Source organism: Pseudomonas sp. GW822-FHT06B12, from assembly GCF_058799675.1.
This window is the reverse complement of the sequence record NZ_JBXALR010000018.1, coordinates 63,633-81,683: the sequence shown is the minus strand read 5'-3', so window position 1 is coordinate 81,683 and position 18,051 is coordinate 63,633. Positions and strand designations below refer to the sequence as shown.

Here is an 18,051-nt window from a genome sequence, read left to right as displayed (position 1 = left end):
GTCTTGTTTAAGGCATCTCGACACCGTTACAGCGCAGCTTTCAGCCCGCGCGAGCACTCGAAGATAAGCCTTCAAGCCCAGCAGGACCGGACGCGATTGCGCTTCTCTTAAATGCCATTCGCGCCAGGCAAGACTATCCCATTGGGCCAAGCCCTAACTAAAACAGGATTACTCATGTCCTTTGCTTCCCTCGGTCTCTCCGAGGCTTTAGTCCGCGCCATCGAGGCAGCGGGCTACACCCAGCCTACTCCGGTGCAACAGCGGGCCATTCCCGCCGTGTTGCAAGGTCGCGACTTGATGGTTGCGGCGCAGACAGGCACTGGCAAAACCGGCGGCTTCGCCCTGCCGATTCTGGAGCGTTTGTTCCCCAACGGTCACCCGGACAAATCCCAACGTCACGGCCCGCGCCAACCGCGCGTCCTGGTCCTGACCCCGACTCGCGAACTCGCAGCTCAGGTGCACGAGAGCTTCAAGGTCTACGCCCGAGACCTGAAGTTCGTCAGTGCCTGCATCTTCGGCGGCGTTGGCATGAACCCACAGGTTCAGGCCATGTCCCGTGGTGTTGACGTGCTGGTGGCCTGCCCGGGTCGTCTGCTCGACCTGGCCGGCCAAGGCAGCGTCGACCTGTCCCACGTGGAAATCCTGGTACTCGACGAAGCTGACCGGATGCTCGACATGGGCTTCGTCCATGACGTGAAGAAGGTCCTCGCCCGCCTGCCGGCCAAACGTCAGAACCTGCTGTTCTCGGCAACTTTCTCCAAGGACATCACTGACCTTGCCGGCAAATTGCTGCACAACCCGGAACGCATCGAAGTCACGCCGCCGAACACCACGGTCGAGCGCATCGAACAACGCGTGTTCCGTCTGGCCGCCAGCCACAAGCGCTCGCTGCTGGCGCACCTGATTACCGCTGGCGCCTGGGAACAGGTTCTGGTCTTCACCCGCACCAAGCACGGCGCCAACCGCCTGGCCGAGTACCTGGACAAACACGGCCTGAGCGCCGTCGCGATCCACGGCAACAAGAGCCAGAACGCCCGCACCAAAGCCCTGGCCGACTTCAAGGCCGGTGAAGTGCGTATCCTGGTGGCCACCGATATTGCCGCTCGCGGCCTGGATATCGACCAATTGCCACACGTGGTCAACTTCGAACTGCCAAACGTCGACGAAGACTACGTGCACCGTATCGGCCGTACTGGCCGTGCCGGTCGTTCGGGCGAGGCGATCTCGCTGGTTGCCCCGGACGAAGAAAAACTGCTGAAAAGCATCGAACGCATGACCAAGCAGAAAATCGCCGATGGCGACCTGATGGGTTTTGATTCCAGCAGCGTCGAAGCCGAGAAGCCAGAAGTTCGCGAGCGTCCGGATGTGCGTAACCCGCGCAACCCACGTGGCCCGCGCGGCGATGGTCCAAACGGCAGCGGCGGTGGCGGCGGTCGTAAAGACAAAGGCAAGGACAAAGGCGGCAAGGAAAAGCCGGCTGCCAGCCGTGGCGAACGCCCGGCTCAAAAACCGCGCGAAGGCACTCCGGCCCGCGAACAGCAGCGCCCGGCACCCCGCGCCGCCGCTGACCGTGCACCGGACGAGTTCCTCGACGACGATGTCGATAACTTCGGTAACCGCGTCGACTACGTTCCGCAGCAAAAAGCCCCTCAGGGTCGTGGCCGCCGTCCAGGTGCTCCGGCACAGGGCGCTGGCGCTGGTACTGGCGCTCCACGCACCGGCCAGCCACAGGGTCGTCAAAACGGTCCGCGCAACAGCAGCGGCGCCACCACCGGCACCCCACCCGCCAAACGTAGCGGTCCACGCAGCGGCGCTCCACGTGACGGCCAGGCCCGTCGCGAAGAGTCGCGCAACCGTCGCCCGGCCCGTGACGACCAGCCGCGTCAGGAACCCGCAGTACAAAACCCGCGTGGTACCCAGCCGAAGATCATGCACAAGGAGTCCAAAGCGGATCGCTTCCCGACACCTGAGCAGCTCGATCAACTGCCAAGCCGCCCACGCGGCGAGAAACCAGCGTTGCTGACTCGCAACCGCTGATTTCTCCCGCTAACAAAAACGCCCCTTTGTGGGAGCGAGCTTGCTCGCGAATGCGGTTAATCATTCAACATTGATGTTGGCTGACACACCGCTTTCGCGAGCAAGCCCGCTCCCACACCCGATTTTCGTCGCAAGGGAAGGTTTTGTCCGGCACAAAAAAAACGCCCCCGATCGCGAGATCGGGGGCGTTTTTGTGTCAGCAGCGAAAGTTATTTCGCTTGAACACCTTCAAACGAGATGTCCAGGTCCAGGGTCTGGGAAGCAGGACCTGGGCCTTTGATGCCGAACTCGCTCAGTTGCAGGGTAGTAGTACCGTTGAAGCCGGCACGGTAGCCGCCCCATGGATCCTTGCCTTCGCCGTTGAAGGTTGCCTTGATCACGACTGGCTTGGTCACGCCGTGCAGAGTCAGGTCGCCGGTCACGTCAGCGGTTTTTTCACCAGTGGATTTAACACTGGTGGACACGAACTTGGCTTCAGGGAATTTCGCGGCGTCCAGGAAGTCCGGGGTACGGATGTGCTTGTCACGTTCAGCGTGGTTGGTATCAACGCTGGCGGTTTTCAGGACAACGTCGATTTTGCTGGCTTCTGGAGCCTTGGCGTCGAAGCTGAACTTACCGTCCCAGTCCTTGAAAGTACCTTGGATGAAGCTGAAGCCCAGGTGGCTGATCTTGAAGTCGACGAAGGCGTGATTGCCTTCCTTGTCGATTTTGTATTCTGCGGCCATCGCTTGCCCTGCCGACAACAGAGCAGTACCGATTGCCAGAGCGGCGAGAGTCTTTTTCAACATGCTTTCTATTCCTTGGAGTCGAGGTTGAACATCAGGCTTTGCGTCCCAGCATTCGTGTCAGGGTCGCATCACGGTCGATAAAGTGGTGCTTCAGTGCTGCCAACGCATGGAGACCGGAAAAAATTACCAGTGCCCAGGCCAGATACAGATGAATCGCACCGGCTATGTCTGCCTGGTCCGGTAGACCGGAAATCAGCGCAGGGATTTCAAACAGACCAAACACCGGAATCCCGACACCGTCTGCGGTGGAAATCAGGTAACCGGCAATCATCACAGCGAACAGGCTGAGATAGAGGAAAGAATGACCGAGCCTGGCGCCGAGGCGCGTCATGCGGCTATAGCTTTGCAGTGTCGGCGGCGGTGGGCTGATAAAGCGCCACAACGCCCGCAGCAGCATGATCGCGAACAGTGTCAGGCCGATGCTTTTGTGCAAGTCCGGCGCCTCTTTGCGCCAGCTGCTGTAGTAGTCGAGACCGACCATCCACAGGCCCAGAGCAAACAGGCCGAAGACTGCCAGCGCCACACTCCAGTGCAGAAAGATGCTGACCCAGCCGTAGCGGGAGGAAGAGTTACGTAGCTGCATTGCCCAAATCCTGTAAGAACTGTGACCAAGACTATCGAGTTATCTATCGATTTAAAGCCGAAAATTTCGCTTTGAAATATCGAGAAATACGATCAAGAGTCTGAAATAGGTGGGTTAAGGAAAGATTAACCCCCTGCGAGCGACGCAATCGGAAGTAGCTTTACCGTGCCCTGTCAGAGTATGCGCACGTCAATACAACCACGTAGCGCACCTGTATTTCCATGTGCAATCGCCACAATAGGTTGTCCGCTCGCCTGGCATTGCATAGGCTTGCGCGATTGTTTGCCCGCGCGTGTCGCGTGCCGCCTCGAGGAGAGTAAGAATGGGCTTGAATAATCAGTGGATGCAGCGAGATCTCGCGGTTTTGTGGCATCCCTGCACCCAGATGAAAGACCACGAAAAACTGCCGCTGATCCCGATCAAGCGCGGCGAAGGCGTATGGCTCGAAGACTTCGAAGGCAAACGCTACCTCGATGCGGTCAGCTCCTGGTGGGTCAACGTGTTTGGCCACGCCAACCCGCGGATCAACCAGCGGATCAAGGACCAGGTCGATCAACTGGAACACGTGATCCTCGCCGGTTTCAGTCATCAGCCAGTTATCGAATTGTCCGAACGCCTGGTGAAAATGACGCCGGAAGGCCTGACGCGGTGCTTCTACGCCGATAACGGCTCGTCCTGCATCGAAGTCGCGCTGAAAATGAGCTTTCACTACTGGCTCAACCGCGGTCAGTCGAACAAGAAGCGCTTCGTCACCCTGACCAACAGCTACCACGGCGAAACCATGGCGGCGATGTCGGTCGGCGACGTGCCGCTGTTCACCGAAACCTATAAAGCGCTGCTGCTGGACACCATCAAGGTGCCAAGCCCGGACTGCTACCTGCGTCCCGAAGGCATGAGCTGGGAAGAACACTCGCGCAACCTGTTCGCCGCGATGGAACAGACCCTCGCCGAAAATCACGAAACCGTTGCCGCGGTCATCGTCGAGCCGCTGATTCAGGGCGCTGGCGGGATGCGCATGTATCACCCGGTGTACCTGAAACTGCTGCGCGAAGCCTGTGACCGTTATGGCGTACACCTGATCCACGACGAAATCGCCGTCGGCTTCGGCCGCACCGGGACGATGTTCGCCTGCGAACAGGCCGGCATCCGCCCGGACTTCCTGTGCCTGTCCAAAGCCTTGACCGGCGGTTACCTGCCGCTGGCCGCGTGCATCACCACGGACGAGGTCTACAGCGCTTTCTACGACGACTATCCGACTCTGCGCGCCTTCCTGCATTCCCACAGCTACACTGGCAACCCGCTGGCCTGTGCAGCGGCGTTGGCGACGCTGGATATCTTCGAAGAAGACAACGTGATCGAGAACAACAAGGCCCTTGCCCAGCGCATGGCCAGCTCGACTGCGCATCTGGTTGACCATCCGCATGTTTCGGAAGTCCGCCAGACCGGCATGGTGCTGGCCATCGAGATGGTTCAGGACAAGGCCAATAAAACCGCCTACCCCTGGCAGGAACGCCGTGGGTTGAAAGTGTTCCAGCACGCACTGGAACGCGGCGCCCTGCTGCGGCCGTTGGGCAGCGTGGTGTATTTCCTGCCGCCGTACGTGATCACCCCCGAGCAGATCGACTTCCTTGCCGAGGTCGCCAGCGAAGGGATCGATATCGCCACCAGCAACAAGGTCAGCGTGGCGGTGCCGAAGGACTTCCACCCAGGCTTCCGTGATCCAGGTTGATGGATCGCACTATACGGTCAATGTGGGAGCAGCCGGGCGGCGTTCCGTCTGCTCGCGATGCGGACACCGAAGTCGATCTGCTAGACCTCGGTGATGCTATCGCGAGCAGGCTCGCTCCCACAGAGGCAGGCCGCCCGCAAGGATGTCGACACCGACTCAGATAACCAGCCCCCTTTTCAGAGAACCCGAATGAGACTGTCCCGCTTCTTTATCGACGCCCCCTTGAGCCTCGGCGAGCATGAATTGCCGGAGGCCCAGGCGCATTACATCAGCCGTGTGCTGCGCATGGCCGAGGGTGATGCGCTGCAAGTGTTCGACGGTTCAGGTCAGGAATTTCGCGGCACCCTGGCGGAAGTCGGCAAGAAACGCGTGCGCGTGGCGTTGACCGAAAGCTTCGCCGGGCAAATCGAGTCGCCGTTGCAGATTCATCTGGGCCAGGGCTTGTCCCGGGGCGAGCGGATGGACTGGGCGATTCAGAAAGCCACTGAACTGGGTGTGACTGAAATCACCCCGATTTTCAGTGACCGCTGCGAAGTCCGGCTCAAGGACGAACGCGCCGACAAACGTCTGCAACACTGGCGTCAGGTCACTATCAGCGCGTGCGAACAATGCGGTCGTTCGCAAGTGCCGGTGATCCACCCGCCCCTGTTGTTGGCCGACTGGCTTAAACAATCCGAGGCCGAACTGAAGCTGGTGCTGCACCCGGTGGCCGAGCCGCTGGTCAGCCATGCCAAACCTTCGACACTGGCGTTCCTGATCGGCCCGGAAGGCGGGTTGTCGGACGTGGAAGTCGAACAGGCGCAAAGCGCCGGCTTCCATTCCGCCCGCCTCGGCCCGCGAGTGCTGCGCACCGAAACCGCGCCAGTAGTGGCGTTGGCCGTGGCCCAGCAACTTTGGGGCGATTTCTAAGCGGGTATGTCGCCTGCTAAAAGATCGCAGCCTGCGGCAGCTCCTGCGCCGAACGCGATTCCCTGTAGGAGCTGCCGCAGGCTGCGATCTTTTTGCTGTTTATTGCACCGGGTCGCTCACCGGTTTGGCGATGATGGCTTTCAGTTCGCTGGTCATCGGGAATTCCAGGTTCAGCCCTTTAGGCGGGATCGGCTGTTCGAACCAGCGCTGGTAGATACCATTGATCTCGCCCGAGCTGTACAGATCAGCCAAGGCTCCGTTCACTAGCGCAAGGAACTGTGGATCATCCTTGCGCACCATGCAGCTGTAGATCTCCCGCGACTGCTCTTCCCCGACCACCACCCACTTGTGCGGATCACGGGCCTTGGCACGCTCGCCGTAGAGCAGCGCATCGTCCATGTAAAACGCCACCGCCCGACCTGATTGCAACATCTGGAAGGCTTCGCCGTGATCCTTGGCGCTGATCACGAACATGTCGATCTTGTGGTCGGCGTTATAGCTTTTGAGAAAGCGCTCGTTTGTAGTGCCGGCGGTGGTCACCACGTTCTTGCCGCGCAAGTCGGCGAAGCTCTTGATGCCGCTGTCGCTGGCCGTCAGTAACTGGCCTTTGACGTAAATAAACCCGTAGGAAAACGCCACCTGCTTCTGCCGCTCGGCGGTCACCCCGGTAGAACCGCATTCAAGGTCTACGGTGCCGTTCTGTACCAGCGGGATACGGGTCTGCGAGGTCACCAGGTTGTACTTCACCTTGAGCTGCGGCAGCGCAAGTTTCTGCTGGATACGCTCGACGATCTTGCTCGCCAGGTCCACCGAGTAGCCCATGGGCTGGCCCGACTGATCACCCACATAAGAGAACGGCACCGACGCATCGCGATAGCCCAGCGTGATGCTGTTGGCATTGGCGATTTTGCTCAGCGTGCCGGTCAGCGGTGCCTCGGTCGCCTGAACTTGAGTCCCGAGCAGCAGGCCCAGGGTGCAGCCGATCAACGTGATTTTTTGCATTGTTATTCTCCGTTGTGGATGGTGTTTATTTAGCGGCGAGCAGCGATAACGGTGATTTCCACCAGCACCTGCGGACGTGCCAGTTCGGCCTGCAAGGTGGTGCGACTCGCTGCGTGCCCCGGCGATAACCAGGCCGACCAGACGTCATTCATCGCCGCAAAATCCTGCCCGATGTCCTTCAGGTAAATGGTCGCACTCAGCAGATGGTCCTTGTCGCTGCCCGCCTCGGCCAGCAACGCGTCGATCTTTTCCAGCACCTCTCGGGTCTGCCCTGAGATATCGGTGCTGTCGCCCGGCACCTGGCCAGAGAGAAACACCAGGTCGCCAAAAGTCACGGCACCGGACAAACGACTGTTGCTGTTGATACGAGTGATGGTCATGAGACGTTCCTTTGCATGGATGAGAAGTCAGGCAGCACGGGGCGTGAAACCCTGCAGGTCGATGGATGGACTGCGTTGGCCGATCAGTTCGCTGAGCACCCGAGCACTGCCGCATGCCAGGGTGAAACCTAGCGCGCCATGGCCAAGGTTGAGCCACAGGTTGCGGTAAGCCGTTGCCCCCAACAGCGGCACGCCGCTGGGAGTGGCCGGGCGCATGCCGGCCCATTCGACAGCCGCGTCGTAAGCACCGGCATTCGGAAACGTGTCGCGAGCCTGGCGCTTGATCAGTGCCAGGCGTTTGGGGTCCAGCGCCGGATCGAAGCCGACGATGTCGACCATCGCCGCCACCCGCAATTGCTCGCCGATCCGCGCATAGACGATCTTGCGGTCGTAGTCGGTGATGCTCAGGTCCGGGGCGCGATGCTCCGTACCAATCGGCACAGTCAGGCTATAACCTTTGAGCGGATACAGCGGCAGGTGCACACCGGGCAGCGCCAGCAACGGGCTGCGATGACCGGCAGCGATGACCAACTGTTCGACCGGCAGCACCTCGCCCCCCAACTCGATAGCGCTCACTGCGCTGTTGGCATGACGAATCCCGGTCACCGCCCGCCCCAGCCGAAACTCGCAGCGGCCTGAAGCCTTCAGCCGCTTCATTAGTTGCTGACAGAAGGCGTGGCAGTCGCCGACTTCTTCGTCCGGGGTATAAATCGCCCCAACAAAGGCTGCATCAGCCAGCGCCGGTTCAAGACGTGCGCATTCAGCCTGCGACAACACCTGTTGTTGCTGTGCATCGGCCAGGCTATCGCGGGCATGTTCGAAGCTCGCAGCCTGGCGAAAGGTCACCAGTTTTCCGTTGCGCCGCCAGTTGAAGCCTTCCAGCGAATCCTCTTCGCACCAGGCTTGCAGGGTGGTCTGACTCAATAGCGCCAAGCGCAGCAAATGAGCGGCGTTCTGGCGGTTTACGGAAGTCCGGCAAGCCCCCAGAAAGGATGCCATCCAGCGCCATTGCGCCGGGTCGAAACGCATGCGCAGCTTCAACGGCGAATCCCCGCGCAGCATCCAGCCGATGGCCTGTAACGGCACGCCGGCATCGGCCAGCGGTGCGACGTAGCGATAGGACAGCTGGCCGCCATTGGCAAAACTGGTTTCGCTGCCGAGCGAGTCACGGGCCTCGACCACCGTCACCTCAACGCCATCACGGACCAGCGCGTAAGCCGTTGCCAGGCCAATGACCCCACCACCGATGATGCAAACTCGCTGAGCCATGTCAGTCCTTAGCCGTTGTTGAGACGAGACCGAGGTTAGAGCCAGGTGACAGGCGCCGAACAATGAATAAAGATGCCTGACCCATAAACAAAGGTTATGGACTTGCCATGCGCCTTCGACACATCGAGATTTTCCAGGCCATTCGCCAGACCGGTTCGGTCAGCGGTGCCGCGCAGTTGCTGCACGTTTCGCAGCCCGCCGTGACCAAGGTGTTGCAGCACGCCGAGCAACAATTGGGCTTCCCGCTGTTTTTGCGGGTGCGCGGTAAATTGCAGGCCACGCCGGAAGCGCTGGAACTGGAACGCGAGGTCGACAAGGTCACGGAAAGCCTGCAAGGGGTGCGACGTTTGGCCCAAAGCCTGCGCCGCGAGCCGGGCCACAGCCTGCGGATCGGCGCGACGCCAGCGCTGGCGCTGTCGCTGCTGCCGCCGGCGATCAACGAGTGGACCCGGCGTTACCCGGACATTGTCTGCGAGCTATCCAGCGCCCATAGCCGTGAGCTGGTGCAAAACCTGCTGATGCGCGAAATCGATGTCGCGCTGACCCTGCAACAACCCGATCACCCAGGGCTCAAGACCCAGGCGTTGGCCTGCGGAGTGTTGGTAGCGTTGGCGCCGAGCGGTTACTGGCCTGAGGCAGACCAAGGCAAGCCGCTGCCACTGATGGCCTTGGCCGATGCGCCATTGATTGGTCTATCCAGCGCCGACCCGTTGTCCGCCAGGCTCGACAGCTACCTGAAAGCCGTCGAGCCGCCGCCACGGGTCAGCATCGCTGTGCAGACCTATTCATTGGCGCGGGCCATGGTCGAATCCGGCGCCGGGCTGGCGGTAGTCGACCCGTTCACGGCCCTTGGTGCCTCACCGAGTGCTACGGCCATTCGGCCATTGGCGCCGCCGTTGCCAATCACTTTGTACGCCGTGACCCGCGCTGACGAACCGCCGCCGCACACCTTGAGCGATTTGCTGATGATCTTCAGCACGCGTGCGCAGGAGCAGCTGGATCGGTTGGTGGATCGGGGTTGATTGCAGCGCCAGCCAAAAGATCGCAGCCTACGGGATTTGTAGGAGCTGCCGCAGGCTGCGATCTTTTGCTTCACAAGACATAAAACAGAATCGCCACGAAGTGCAGCAAACTGCCGGCGATGACGAACAGGTGCCAGATGCCGTGGGCGTGACGCAGTCGGCTGTCGAGGGCGAAGAAGATGATGCCGACGGTATAAAACACCCCACCCGCCGCCAGCCAGGCAAAACCAACGGTGCCCAATGCCGCCAACAGCGGCTTGACCGCCACCAGCACGATCCAGCCCATCACCGCATAGATCACGATCGACAGGATCCGCGCCTCGGAGCGCGGTTTGATCTCTTGCAGCATGCCGATCACCGCGAGTCCCCAGACAATCCCGAACAACGTCCAGCCCCACGGTCCGCGCAGGGTGACCAGACAAAACGGCGTGTAACTGCCAGCGATCAGCAGGTAGATCGACAGGTGATCGACCTTCTGCATGATCACCTTCGCCCGCCCGCGCACGCTGTGGTAAACCGTCGAAACGCTGTACAGCACCAGCAAGGTAAACCCGTAAATCGCTACGCTGACAATCTTCCAGGGGCTGCCGTCCAGACTGGCAATCACCAGCAACCAGACCGCCCCGACACACGCCGCAACCGCCCCGAACAAATGGCTCCAGGCGTTGAATTTTTCTCCGTGATACATGTTTCTCCAACCTCAAAAAATCACTGCAACATCGCGCAAGGCTCAGGCTTGTAGCCTGAAAGCGCAATGTTTCTAAAAGATGATGTGCGTCGCAAACAAGGGCATAGCCCCTTGAAGCGGTGCAGAAGATCAACCAGTCAATTACGTCGACGTCAGCCCGCCATGGCTCACTCGACGCTGACCAACATCTCTTGAGTGCTGGTCAGCAATTGCGTGAGCAGCGACTCGTCTTCATCCATGTACCCCTCGTATTCCGCCAGATTCCGGCGTTCGTGACACAAGGCAAACAATCGAACCTGAAGTTTGCTCAACCCGGCTGTGTGAATCAGGCATTGAAAGACCAGATAGCGTTTGTCAGATCGATAGCCGTGCAAACGCAACGCGGTCAGCGCAATGGCATGGGCGGCGTTGTAGGCCAAGTCAAACCGGCTGGCGAACGAGAGTTGCGCGCTTCCCGCATCCTTCAAGCGATCTGTCGCTGAACGCATTAACCCTTCACATTCCTTGCGATCAGGCGGTTCGCTTTTCAGTCCACCACTACGTAGAAGGTTCTCAAGACTCTCGTTGCTGCCCATCCTTGGACTCCAAAGGGTTTTCACCTATCAAGTTGATCTTCTCCTGCTGCGCTACCCGTTGCACGAAGCTGTTACCGGCAGCCAGTTTCCCGGCCCAGTCTTCAGGGGTGTAGAGCGTCGGATTGAGAGGACGGCCAAGTTGCTCTTCCATTGGCATCAGCCGTTCCATCACTTCACTGTAGTGCAGGCCCTCGCCTATCAGCATGAGATCTATGTCACTGGATGCGTTCGCCTGATCCTTGGCAACGGATCCATAGACGAATGCCCAGGTCAATTGATCGGCAAACGGCGCCAAGGCGAGACGCAAAGGTTCGGCAATTCCGAAGGTTTTACGAACAATACCCAGCAGCTCTTGATAGATCGGGCAATCGGGATTGGCTTGATAGTGGGTCTGATTACCTTGATAGGTCATGCTCAGTACCCCCGCCAATTGCAAACGCTCCAGCTCGCGCATCAAGCTTCCTTTGCCAACCCGAGCCCAACGAGCGATTTCATTGGCGTAAAAGCTTTGATCCGGTTTGCCAAAGAGCAAACCCAGCACTTTTTGCTGAGTCACGGTAAACAAGGCATTACTTAATGACAGTGTTTGCACGGCAACGACCGATAAGTCCCAAAAAGGGAACGATAGGTCCCTTTTTGGGACTTATCAAGACAACCCACCCTCCAGAACCAACCCCGCCCCCACCAGTAACTCTTCCAGCGCCAGCAAATCCGGGACTTTCGCCACCTGTTCGGCGACCTGTACCGCCGCGTGCTCCAGCGAGCACAGCGGCACGTCGACGTAGCTCAACTGGCTGTCGAGTTTGTAGGAGCGTGGAATCCCTTGTACCAGCAAGGCGATGAATTTCAGGTGCGGGCGCCCGCCGAGGGCGTTGAGGACGACGATACGCGCGCGGTCGCCGATCACGGTTTTGTTGCCGCAGGCCGATTCGAAGCTCAGCAGCGGGATTTGCCGGTCACGCCAGGTCACCAGGCCCAGGTACCAGGGCGGCGAATCGAGGTCGAAGGCTCCGGGCTGGTAGTCGATCAGCTCGGCGACGGCGACGTTGGGCAGAATCAGGTTGCGATCGGCCAAGGGCAGCAGCAGCCCGGTGAGGTTGCTGGTGCGGTGCTCAAGCATGGGTTTTGCTCCATAAAGCGATGCTTTCGAGCAATACCGACTCCTGGTACGGTTTGCCGAGGTAGTCGTTGACGCCGATGGCCATCGCCCGGTCGCGGTGTTTCTGGCCGGTGCGCGAGGTGATCATGATGATCGGCAGGTGCTGCAAACGTGGATCGTTGCGTACCTGCATGGCCACTTCGAAACCGTCCATGCGCGGCATTTCGATGTCCAGCAGCATCAGATCGGGCATGTGCTCTTCGAGCAACAGCATGGCGTCGACACCGTCCTTGGCCGTCAGCACGTTCATGCCGTGGCGCTCGAGCAGGCGACTGGTGACCTTGCGCACGGTGACCGAATCGTCGACCACCAATACCAGCATCGAACGCTGCGGCTCGGTCTCTGCGGCGGGCTCTTGTATGACCCGCTGCGGCGGCAAATGGATTTGCATCGCGCGGATATGCGCCAGCAGGTCGAGGATCAGCACCACCCGGCCATCGCCAAGAATGGTCGCGCCGGACAGCCCCTGCACCGCGGCGAACTGCGGACCGAGACTTTTCACCACGATTTCCCGAGTGCCGGCCATCGCGTCGACCTGCACCGCGATGCGCCTTTCGTGGCACTGCACCAGCAACACCGGCAATGGCAGGCTCTGGCCCGACAGTTTCGGGCGCACGCTGGTCTTCAGCAGCTCACCGAGGTAGCACAATTCGTAGCGTTGCCCGGCGTACTGGTATGACGGCGGATCGAGCTGGTAGTAACCCTCCAGTTCAAAGGGCAGCACGCGCACGATGCCTTCGATGGTGTTCAGCGGAATCGCGTACTGATCCTCGGCACACTGCACCATCAACGCCCGGTTGACCGACACGGTGAACGGCAGTCGAATGCGGAAGTGCACGCCCTGCCCAGGTACAGAGTCGATGACCATCGAGCCACCGAGTTGCCGCACTTCTTCGTGGACCACGTCCATGCCGACGCCACGACCGGAAATCTGGGTGATTTTCTCGGCAGTGGAAAACCCCGGCTGCAGAATGAACTGCAACACCTCGCGGTCGCTCATGTCGCTGTTGGGGTCGAGCAAACCGCGCTTGATCGCCTTACGCCGCACCGCGTCCAGCGGCACGCCGGCGCCGTCGTCGCGAATGTCGAAAATGATGTCGCCGCCCTCTCGGGACAGGTCCAGAGTGATTCGGCCCTGCTCGGGTTTACCGGCCGCACGGCGTGCTTCGGCAGACTCCAGACCATGGTCGACGGCATTGCGCAGCATGTGTTCGAGCGGCGCCGCCATGCGCTCCAGGACATTACGGTCCATCTCGCCTTCGGCGTTCCCGACAATGAACTCGACGTCCTTGCCCAACTCGCTGGAAACCTGACGGACGATGCGTTTCAAGCGCGGCAGCATCCGCTCGAATGGCACCATGCGTGTGCGCATCAGGCCTTCTTGCAGCTCGGTGTTGATCCGGCCTTGTTGTTGCAGCAGGTTCTCTGCGTCGTGGTTGCGTTGATCGAGGGTTTCCTTGAGGTCGAGCAAGTCGGACGCCGACTCGAACAACGCCCGCGACAACTGTTGCAACTGCGAGTGACGGTCCATCTCCAGCGGATCGAACTCTTCATAGCCCAGACGTTCGGCCTCAACCTGCTGACGACTGAGAATCCGTCCCTGGGTTTCGGTGTCGAGCCTGCGCAGTTGATCGCGTATGCGCTCGATGGTGGTTTCCATCTCGCTCAGGGCGACCCGCGCATCGTTGACTTGCTGCTCGATGCGACCACGAAAGATCGAGGTTTCCCCGGCCAGATTGACCAGATCGTCGAGCAACTCGGCCGACACCTTGACCATATCGGCGCCGATATCAGGTTGCAGCGCTGGTGTCTCAGGCTTGCCCACCGGTGCGACTTCGATCACTGGAGCCGGGGTCTTGTCAGCGATGGGGTGAGTGAAGGCCTTGATCGCGTCGATCAGCCCGTCGGCCGGCAGCACGGGCTGGCCGGCGCGAGTTGCATCGAGCATCTGCGCCAGCCGGTCATGGCTGCGTTGCAACAATTCGAACAGCGCCGGCGTGGCATGCAGCAAGCCAGTCGACAGCCCTTCATAAAGAAATTCCAGCTCATGGGCCAGGTCGCCAATCGGGGCGATTTCGACCATCCGTGCGCCGCCCTTGAGGGTGTGCAAGTCGCGCAGCAGGGTTTCCATTTCCTGACGGTTTTGCGGATCCGCCTGCCAGCGCAATAATGCCGCACCAGAGCTGTCGATGATGTCGAAACCTTCCTCAAGGAAAATCTCCAGCAGTTCTGGATCGTTGCTCGCCGAGTCATTCGCGGCCGCCGCTTCGACCACATCGGCCGTGCTGCCAGTACTTTGCCGGAACTGCTGGATCGCCTCGATCAGCGCACCCGGATCGCCCAGTGGCTGATGGTTTTGCAGCTGTTCGAGCAACACCGCAAGGCGGTCGTGGCTCTGTTGCAGTAGCGTCCCCAACGCTTGCGAGTGGCTGAAACGCCGGTCCACCAGACCTTCATAAAGGCTTTCCAGCTCATGGGCCAGATCACCGACCGGCCCGATCTCGGCCATCCGCGCTCCGCCCTTGAGGGTGTGTAAATCGCGTTGCAACGACGACAGCGGTGCAGCGTTCTCCGGATCATTGAGCCAGCGCTGCAAGGCCTGCCCGGCGCTTTCAAGGATATCCACCGCCTCCTCGAGAAAGATCGAGACGATTTCATCGTCAATCGCCAGCGCCTGCGTCTGCGCTAATTCGCTGGTGGCGCTGCCCAGTTCGGTAATGCTCAGCGTGCGGCTGCCATCGCTGCGGATCAGCCCCGTGGCCGATGGATCAAGGCCCTCATGAAGCAGATCACGCAAGGCTCGCACCCGCGCCGGCTGCGAGCCGACTTCCTGACCGGCGGCCAGTTCGTCGAGCATGTTGATCAGCGCTTCGTGGGCATTTTTTGCCTCGTGGAAGAACCTTTCGCTGACCGCCAGGCTGCTTTCTTCCACCGCGCCATAGAGGTCGAGCAACGCTTCACACAGCTCATCCACCGGGTGCAGATCGGCCAGGTGCGCGTTTTCACCCAGGGTGGTCAATTCATCCAGCAGCGCGCTGAGTTCCTGCCGCTCGCCGGGATGCTGCTGCCAGCGCTGCAACAGGCTTTCGGCGTCCAGCAGGATGTCCATGCCCTGGGCGAGGAAGTTGTTGATTAATTGCGGATCACGCTTGATCCGCAGTCCGGTGTTTGGGGCGTTGAGGATGGCCTCCAGACGTTCGGCGAGCAGCGACTGAGTCCGTTCGATCAGGCTTTCGGCACCGCTGATGGGTGTCAGCGGATCACGGTTCAATTGCTTCAAGCCGCGACGCAGCAAACCACAGGCTTCGAGCAGCAGTTCGACTTCATCGAGGTCCAGTGCAATCTGGTGCGCCTTGTACTCGCGGGCCAGATGATCAAGCGGCGCCGCCAGCTCGGCAATCGGCAACACACCCGCCATCGAGGCGCTGCCCTTGAGCGTGTGCAGCGCCCGCTGCAGTTCATCACTGGCCTGCAACGGCACGTGTTCAGCGGCCTGATCGAGGAAACGGTCGAGGCTGTTGAGATGGGTTTCGGCTTCGTTGCGGAAAATCTCCAGCAACTGCGGATCAAGCGCCGCACCATCCTGCGGCGCCGCATCCGACAGGCTTTCAGCGCCCTTGGCCAACGCATGGGCGCGAGCGGCCAGGCGGTCGACATCTTCGCGCTGGCGCTGGCGGTTGGCGGCGAACTCGGCGATCAGTTCAGGCAGCAGTTGCAGCACTTCATCCAGCAGTTGATAGACCTGCGGCCCCGGCTCGACGCTGCGCTCAAGCACCCGGTTGAGCAGGTTTTCCAGCGCCCAGGCCAACTCGCCCAGCACCAATGCGCGAACCATTCGCCCACTGCCTTTCAAGGTGTGGAAAGCGCGGCGCAATTCACTCAGAACGGATGCGCTGTCGGGGCTGGCCGACCAGCGCGGCAAGTATTCGCGGAGGATTTCAAGGACCTCGTCGGTCTCCTCGAGAAAGACCTCGCGCAGCTCATCATCCACCGGTTCTTCATCGGCCGGCGGCGGCAGCAGACTGTCCGGGGTGGTTAGCGCGGGCGGGTTAACGGCGGAGGTCGGGCTGGCCAATACCTCTGCCAGCGACTGGGCGATCAGCGAATTATCCCGCGCCTGCGATTCCTGCATCACTAATGCTGCACCGGCGCTCAGCACTTCTTCGAGCAGCGGCACATGCACTTCACTGGGTAAATAACCCAGTGCCGCCAGGCTTTGCTCGGCGACATCCAGAAGCTGTTCGCCAAGCGCCTCAGGGTCTTCGCTCAAGCGCTCCAGGTAATACTCGATGCTGGTAATGGCGTCGGCCAGGTTGTCGAGTTGCTGCCAGTCGGGCCGCGTCTGATCCACCAGCAGATGCTCGCGAATGAAGTTGTTGCAGGCTTCCAGCAGGCTCGCCGCACGGCTCAACGGGATCATCGCCAATGCGCCACGCACTTGGGTCAACACGGCCGGTAGAGGCTGCAAGGCCTGACGATCCCAATCGCTGTCGATGTAGTCGACGATCATGTCCTTGGCCTGTTGCAGGCAGATTCGCGCTTCCTTGATGACGATCTGGTGGATCTGGGTCAGGTCGGTGGTCGGCAACCGGCTCTCTTCGCGGCTTTCCTCAACGGTGCCGACCATTCCGGCCAGTGTCGCCTCGACGTAAAGCAAGGCACCGGCGACATCCATCAGGATTGCATCGTTCGGTTCTCGCTGACCTTGGGCCAGGCTCAGGACCACCGCCAGTTGATCGATGATCACCTTGCGCGGTTGACCGAAACCGAGCACCGCCAGGGTGTCGGCGATTTGCCGCAGCGGCGCCAGCAGGCTGTCGAGATCCGAGACATGTTGACGGTCGCTGCGTACGAACAGGTCGAGGCGCTCCTTGACCCGTACCAGTTCTTCGCAGAGCGCGGCCAGCACCGAGCGCATGGCGTCACGGTCCGGGCCGGCCAGACGGGCGCGTTCTTCATCGACCATCGCGCTGTCGGGCAATGCGTCGTCCAGCGCGTAGCGATCTTTCATGATTTGCATCCGCGCAGTGAGATGTTGTGCCTTGGCGATGTAGAACAACAGGCTTTTGAGCAGCTCTGGTGGTGCCGGCTGATTGACTCCAGTCATGCCTTGCTCAAGCAAACGCTTGAGTTCCTTGTCGGTGTCCTTGAACAGGCTGCGCAGCGCCGGGCTGTTGGCGATGCTGGCACTGAGCATGCCTTCGACCAGTGCCGAAGCGACTTGCCACAACGCCCCCAATGGCGCGTCACCGCACAGCGCTTCGAGGCGGGCGAAGACCTTGGCCAAATAGCCGAGATTGGTGTTGTCATCCTGTTCGCGAAGCAAACCCACCAGCCCCATCTGCAACATTAGCCGCAATTTGCGCAGTACATTCGGCAGTTCGGCCGGTTCAAGCATTGCCAGGGTGTCTTCGTCCAGCGGCGACAGATCCTGCCACTGCGGGCTGAACAGACTGGTTTCCGACAACAGGCTTTCGCCGCGAGCACTGCGCAGGTCGTTGATCAGCGGCAACACCACCAGCGGCAAGTCGCGGCGGGCGCTGTGCACGCGGTCGAGGTAAATCGGTAACTGGCCGAGGGATTGTTGCAACAGGCGAATGGCTTCATCGAGATGGCTGACGCGGTTTTGCTGCAACGCCGCCGCGAGCTGCTCCATCTCTTCGGCGAGCAACGCCGCGCCGTAGAATTCGACCATCTGCAAACTGCCGTGGACCTGATGAATCCCCGCCAGGCACTCGTCGATCGCGTGCGCCGTCTGCGGCTCTTCGACCCGGTTGTCGAGGGCCATGCTTTCAAGGGCAATAAACGCCTGCTTCAGCGTTTCGGCAATTTCGCCCTTGACCCATTCGAGGGCCACATAGTCGTGCCGATCACCCATAACCACTCCAATCAAAATGCTTTCCCGGCAGG

The 18,051-nt window shown here is 60.5% G+C and carries 14 protein-coding genes; 4 read left to right on the top strand and 10 right to left on the bottom strand.

Annotated elements, in window-relative coordinates; translation table 11 throughout:
* Positions 1–174 precede the first annotated feature (174 nt).
* Positions 175–2,037 carry an RNA helicase RhlE2 gene (gene rhlE2 / locus AC1RKH_RS27210; RefSeq protein WP_493064355.1) on the top strand — a complete coding sequence of 621 codons (1,863 nt, stop codon included), beginning with the start codon at positions 175–177 and terminating at the stop codon, positions 2,035–2,037.
* A 209-nt stretch (positions 2,038–2,246) separates the two neighbouring features.
* Here the strand turns inward: rhlE2 and AC1RKH_RS27205 are convergent, their stop codons facing one another.
* Complete coding sequence (locus AC1RKH_RS27205) at positions 2,247–2,825, bottom strand: YceI family protein (RefSeq protein ID WP_493064356.1); 579 nt, start codon at positions 2,823–2,825, stop codon at positions 2,247–2,249.
* A 31-nt stretch (positions 2,826–2,856) separates the two neighbouring features.
* Entirely contained in the window at positions 2,857–3,408 is a 552-nt protein-coding gene (locus AC1RKH_RS27200) for a cytochrome b (RefSeq protein WP_493064357.1), read from the bottom strand.
* Positions 3,409–3,730: 322 nt separating this feature from the next.
* On the opposite strand from AC1RKH_RS27200, the gene AC1RKH_RS27195 reads away from it, so the two are divergent.
* Together AC1RKH_RS27195 and AC1RKH_RS27190 are read left to right on the top strand one after the other, a co-directional pair.
* On the top strand, positions 3,731–5,137 hold the full coding sequence (locus AC1RKH_RS27195; RefSeq protein WP_493064358.1) for an adenosylmethionine--8-amino-7-oxononanoate transaminase: 1,407 nt from the start codon (positions 3,731–3,733) through the stop codon (positions 5,135–5,137).
* Positions 5,138–5,326: 189 nt separating this feature from the next.
* Positions 5,327–6,046 carry a 16S rRNA (uracil(1498)-N(3))-methyltransferase gene (locus AC1RKH_RS27190; RefSeq protein ID WP_493064359.1) on the top strand — a complete coding sequence of 240 codons (720 nt, stop codon included), beginning with the start codon at positions 5,327–5,329 and terminating at the stop codon, positions 6,044–6,046.
* Between the two features lie 99 nt (positions 6,047–6,145).
* Here AC1RKH_RS27190 and AC1RKH_RS27185 read toward each other — a convergent pair whose 3' ends face one another.
* From AC1RKH_RS27185 to AC1RKH_RS27175, 3 genes are read right to left on the bottom strand one after another with little or no spacing between them, the layout of a single operon-like run.
* The gene (locus AC1RKH_RS27185) at positions 6,146–7,048 is read right to left on the bottom strand and encodes a transporter substrate-binding domain-containing protein (RefSeq protein ID WP_401120293.1); all 903 of its coding nucleotides are present in this window, start codon (positions 7,046–7,048) and stop codon (positions 6,146–6,148) included.
* 29 nt (positions 7,049–7,077) lie between these two features.
* Positions 7,078–7,428 carry a RidA family protein gene (locus tag AC1RKH_RS27180; protein ID WP_493064360.1) on the bottom strand — a complete coding sequence of 117 codons (351 nt, stop codon included), beginning with the start codon at positions 7,426–7,428 and terminating at the stop codon, positions 7,078–7,080.
* 27 nt (positions 7,429–7,455) lie between these two features.
* On the bottom strand, positions 7,456–8,742 hold the full coding sequence (locus tag AC1RKH_RS27175; protein WP_493064409.1) for a D-amino acid dehydrogenase: 1,287 nt from the start codon (positions 8,740–8,742) through the stop codon (positions 7,456–7,458).
* Positions 8,743–8,804: 62 nt separating this feature from the next.
* On the opposite strand from AC1RKH_RS27175, the gene AC1RKH_RS27170 reads away from it, so the two are divergent.
* On the top strand, positions 8,805–9,719 hold the full coding sequence (locus AC1RKH_RS27170; protein WP_493064361.1) for a LysR family transcriptional regulator: 915 nt from the start codon (positions 8,805–8,807) through the stop codon (positions 9,717–9,719).
* A 70-nt stretch (positions 9,720–9,789) separates the two neighbouring features.
* Here the strand turns inward: AC1RKH_RS27170 and trhA are convergent, their stop codons facing one another.
* The 5 genes from trhA to AC1RKH_RS27145 all read right to left on the bottom strand — a co-directional run bounded on the left by trhA (position 9,790) and on the right by AC1RKH_RS27145 (position 18,019).
* Entirely contained in the window at positions 9,790–10,407 is a 618-nt protein-coding gene (gene trhA, locus AC1RKH_RS27165; protein ID WP_054594446.1) for a PAQR family membrane homeostasis protein TrhA, read from the bottom strand.
* A 167-nt stretch (positions 10,408–10,574) separates the two neighbouring features.
* Positions 10,575–10,982, bottom strand: coding sequence for a hypothetical protein (locus tag AC1RKH_RS27160; protein WP_493064362.1), 408 nt, complete (start codon positions 10,980–10,982; stop codon positions 10,575–10,577).
* Positions 10,960–11,574: a nucleotidyltransferase domain-containing protein gene (locus tag AC1RKH_RS27155; protein WP_493064363.1), complete on the bottom strand. Its 615-nt coding sequence runs from the start codon at positions 11,572–11,574 to the stop codon at positions 10,960–10,962. Before AC1RKH_RS27155 ends, AC1RKH_RS27160 begins: the two co-directional genes overlap by 23 nt.
* A 54-nt stretch (positions 11,575–11,628) precedes the next feature.
* Entirely contained in the window at positions 11,629–12,102 is a 474-nt protein-coding gene (locus tag AC1RKH_RS27150) for a chemotaxis protein CheW (protein WP_493064364.1), read from the bottom strand.
* The gene (locus AC1RKH_RS27145) at positions 12,095–18,019 is read right to left on the bottom strand and encodes a hybrid sensor histidine kinase/response regulator (protein ID WP_493064365.1); all 5,925 of its coding nucleotides are present in this window, start codon (positions 18,017–18,019) and stop codon (positions 12,095–12,097) included. The genes AC1RKH_RS27150 and AC1RKH_RS27145 overlap by 8 nt, the downstream gene beginning before the upstream one ends.
* Positions 18,020–18,051: the final 32 nt, after the last annotated feature.

Excerpts from the sequence above, each read along its gene's own strand:
- rhlE2 (WP_493064355.1), top strand. The coding sequence starts at position 175 with ATGTCCTTTGCTTCCCTCGGTCTCTCCGAGGCTTTAGTCCGCGCCATC.
- AC1RKH_RS27205 (WP_493064356.1), bottom strand. The coding sequence starts at position 2,825 with ATGTTGAAAAAGACTCTCGCCGCTCTGGCAATCGGTACTGCTCTGTTG.
- AC1RKH_RS27200 (WP_493064357.1), bottom strand. The coding sequence starts at position 3,408 with ATGCAGCTACGTAACTCTTCCTCCCGCTACGGCTGGGTCAGCATCTTT.
- AC1RKH_RS27195 (WP_493064358.1), top strand. The coding sequence starts at position 3,731 with ATGGGCTTGAATAATCAGTGGATGCAGCGAGATCTCGCGGTTTTGTGG.
- AC1RKH_RS27190 (WP_493064359.1), top strand. The coding sequence starts at position 5,327 with ATGAGACTGTCCCGCTTCTTTATCGACGCCCCCTTGAGCCTCGGCGAG.
- AC1RKH_RS27185 (WP_401120293.1), bottom strand. The coding sequence starts at position 7,048 with ATGCAAAAAATCACGTTGATCGGCTGCACCCTGGGCCTGCTGCTCGGG.
- AC1RKH_RS27180 (WP_493064360.1), bottom strand. The coding sequence starts at position 7,428 with ATGACCATCACTCGTATCAACAGCAACAGTCGTTTGTCCGGTGCCGTG.
- AC1RKH_RS27170 (WP_493064361.1), top strand. The coding sequence starts at position 8,805 with ATGCGCCTTCGACACATCGAGATTTTCCAGGCCATTCGCCAGACCGGT.
- trhA (WP_054594446.1), bottom strand. The coding sequence starts at position 10,407 with ATGTATCACGGAGAAAAATTCAACGCCTGGAGCCATTTGTTCGGGGCG.
- AC1RKH_RS27160 (WP_493064362.1), bottom strand. The coding sequence starts at position 10,982 with ATGGGCAGCAACGAGAGTCTTGAGAACCTTCTACGTAGTGGTGGACTG.
- AC1RKH_RS27150 (WP_493064364.1), bottom strand. The coding sequence starts at position 12,102 with ATGCTTGAGCACCGCACCAGCAACCTCACCGGGCTGCTGCTGCCCTTG.
- AC1RKH_RS27145 (WP_493064365.1), bottom strand. The coding sequence starts at position 18,019 with ATGGGTGATCGGCACGACTATGTGGCCCTCGAATGGGTCAAGGGCGAA.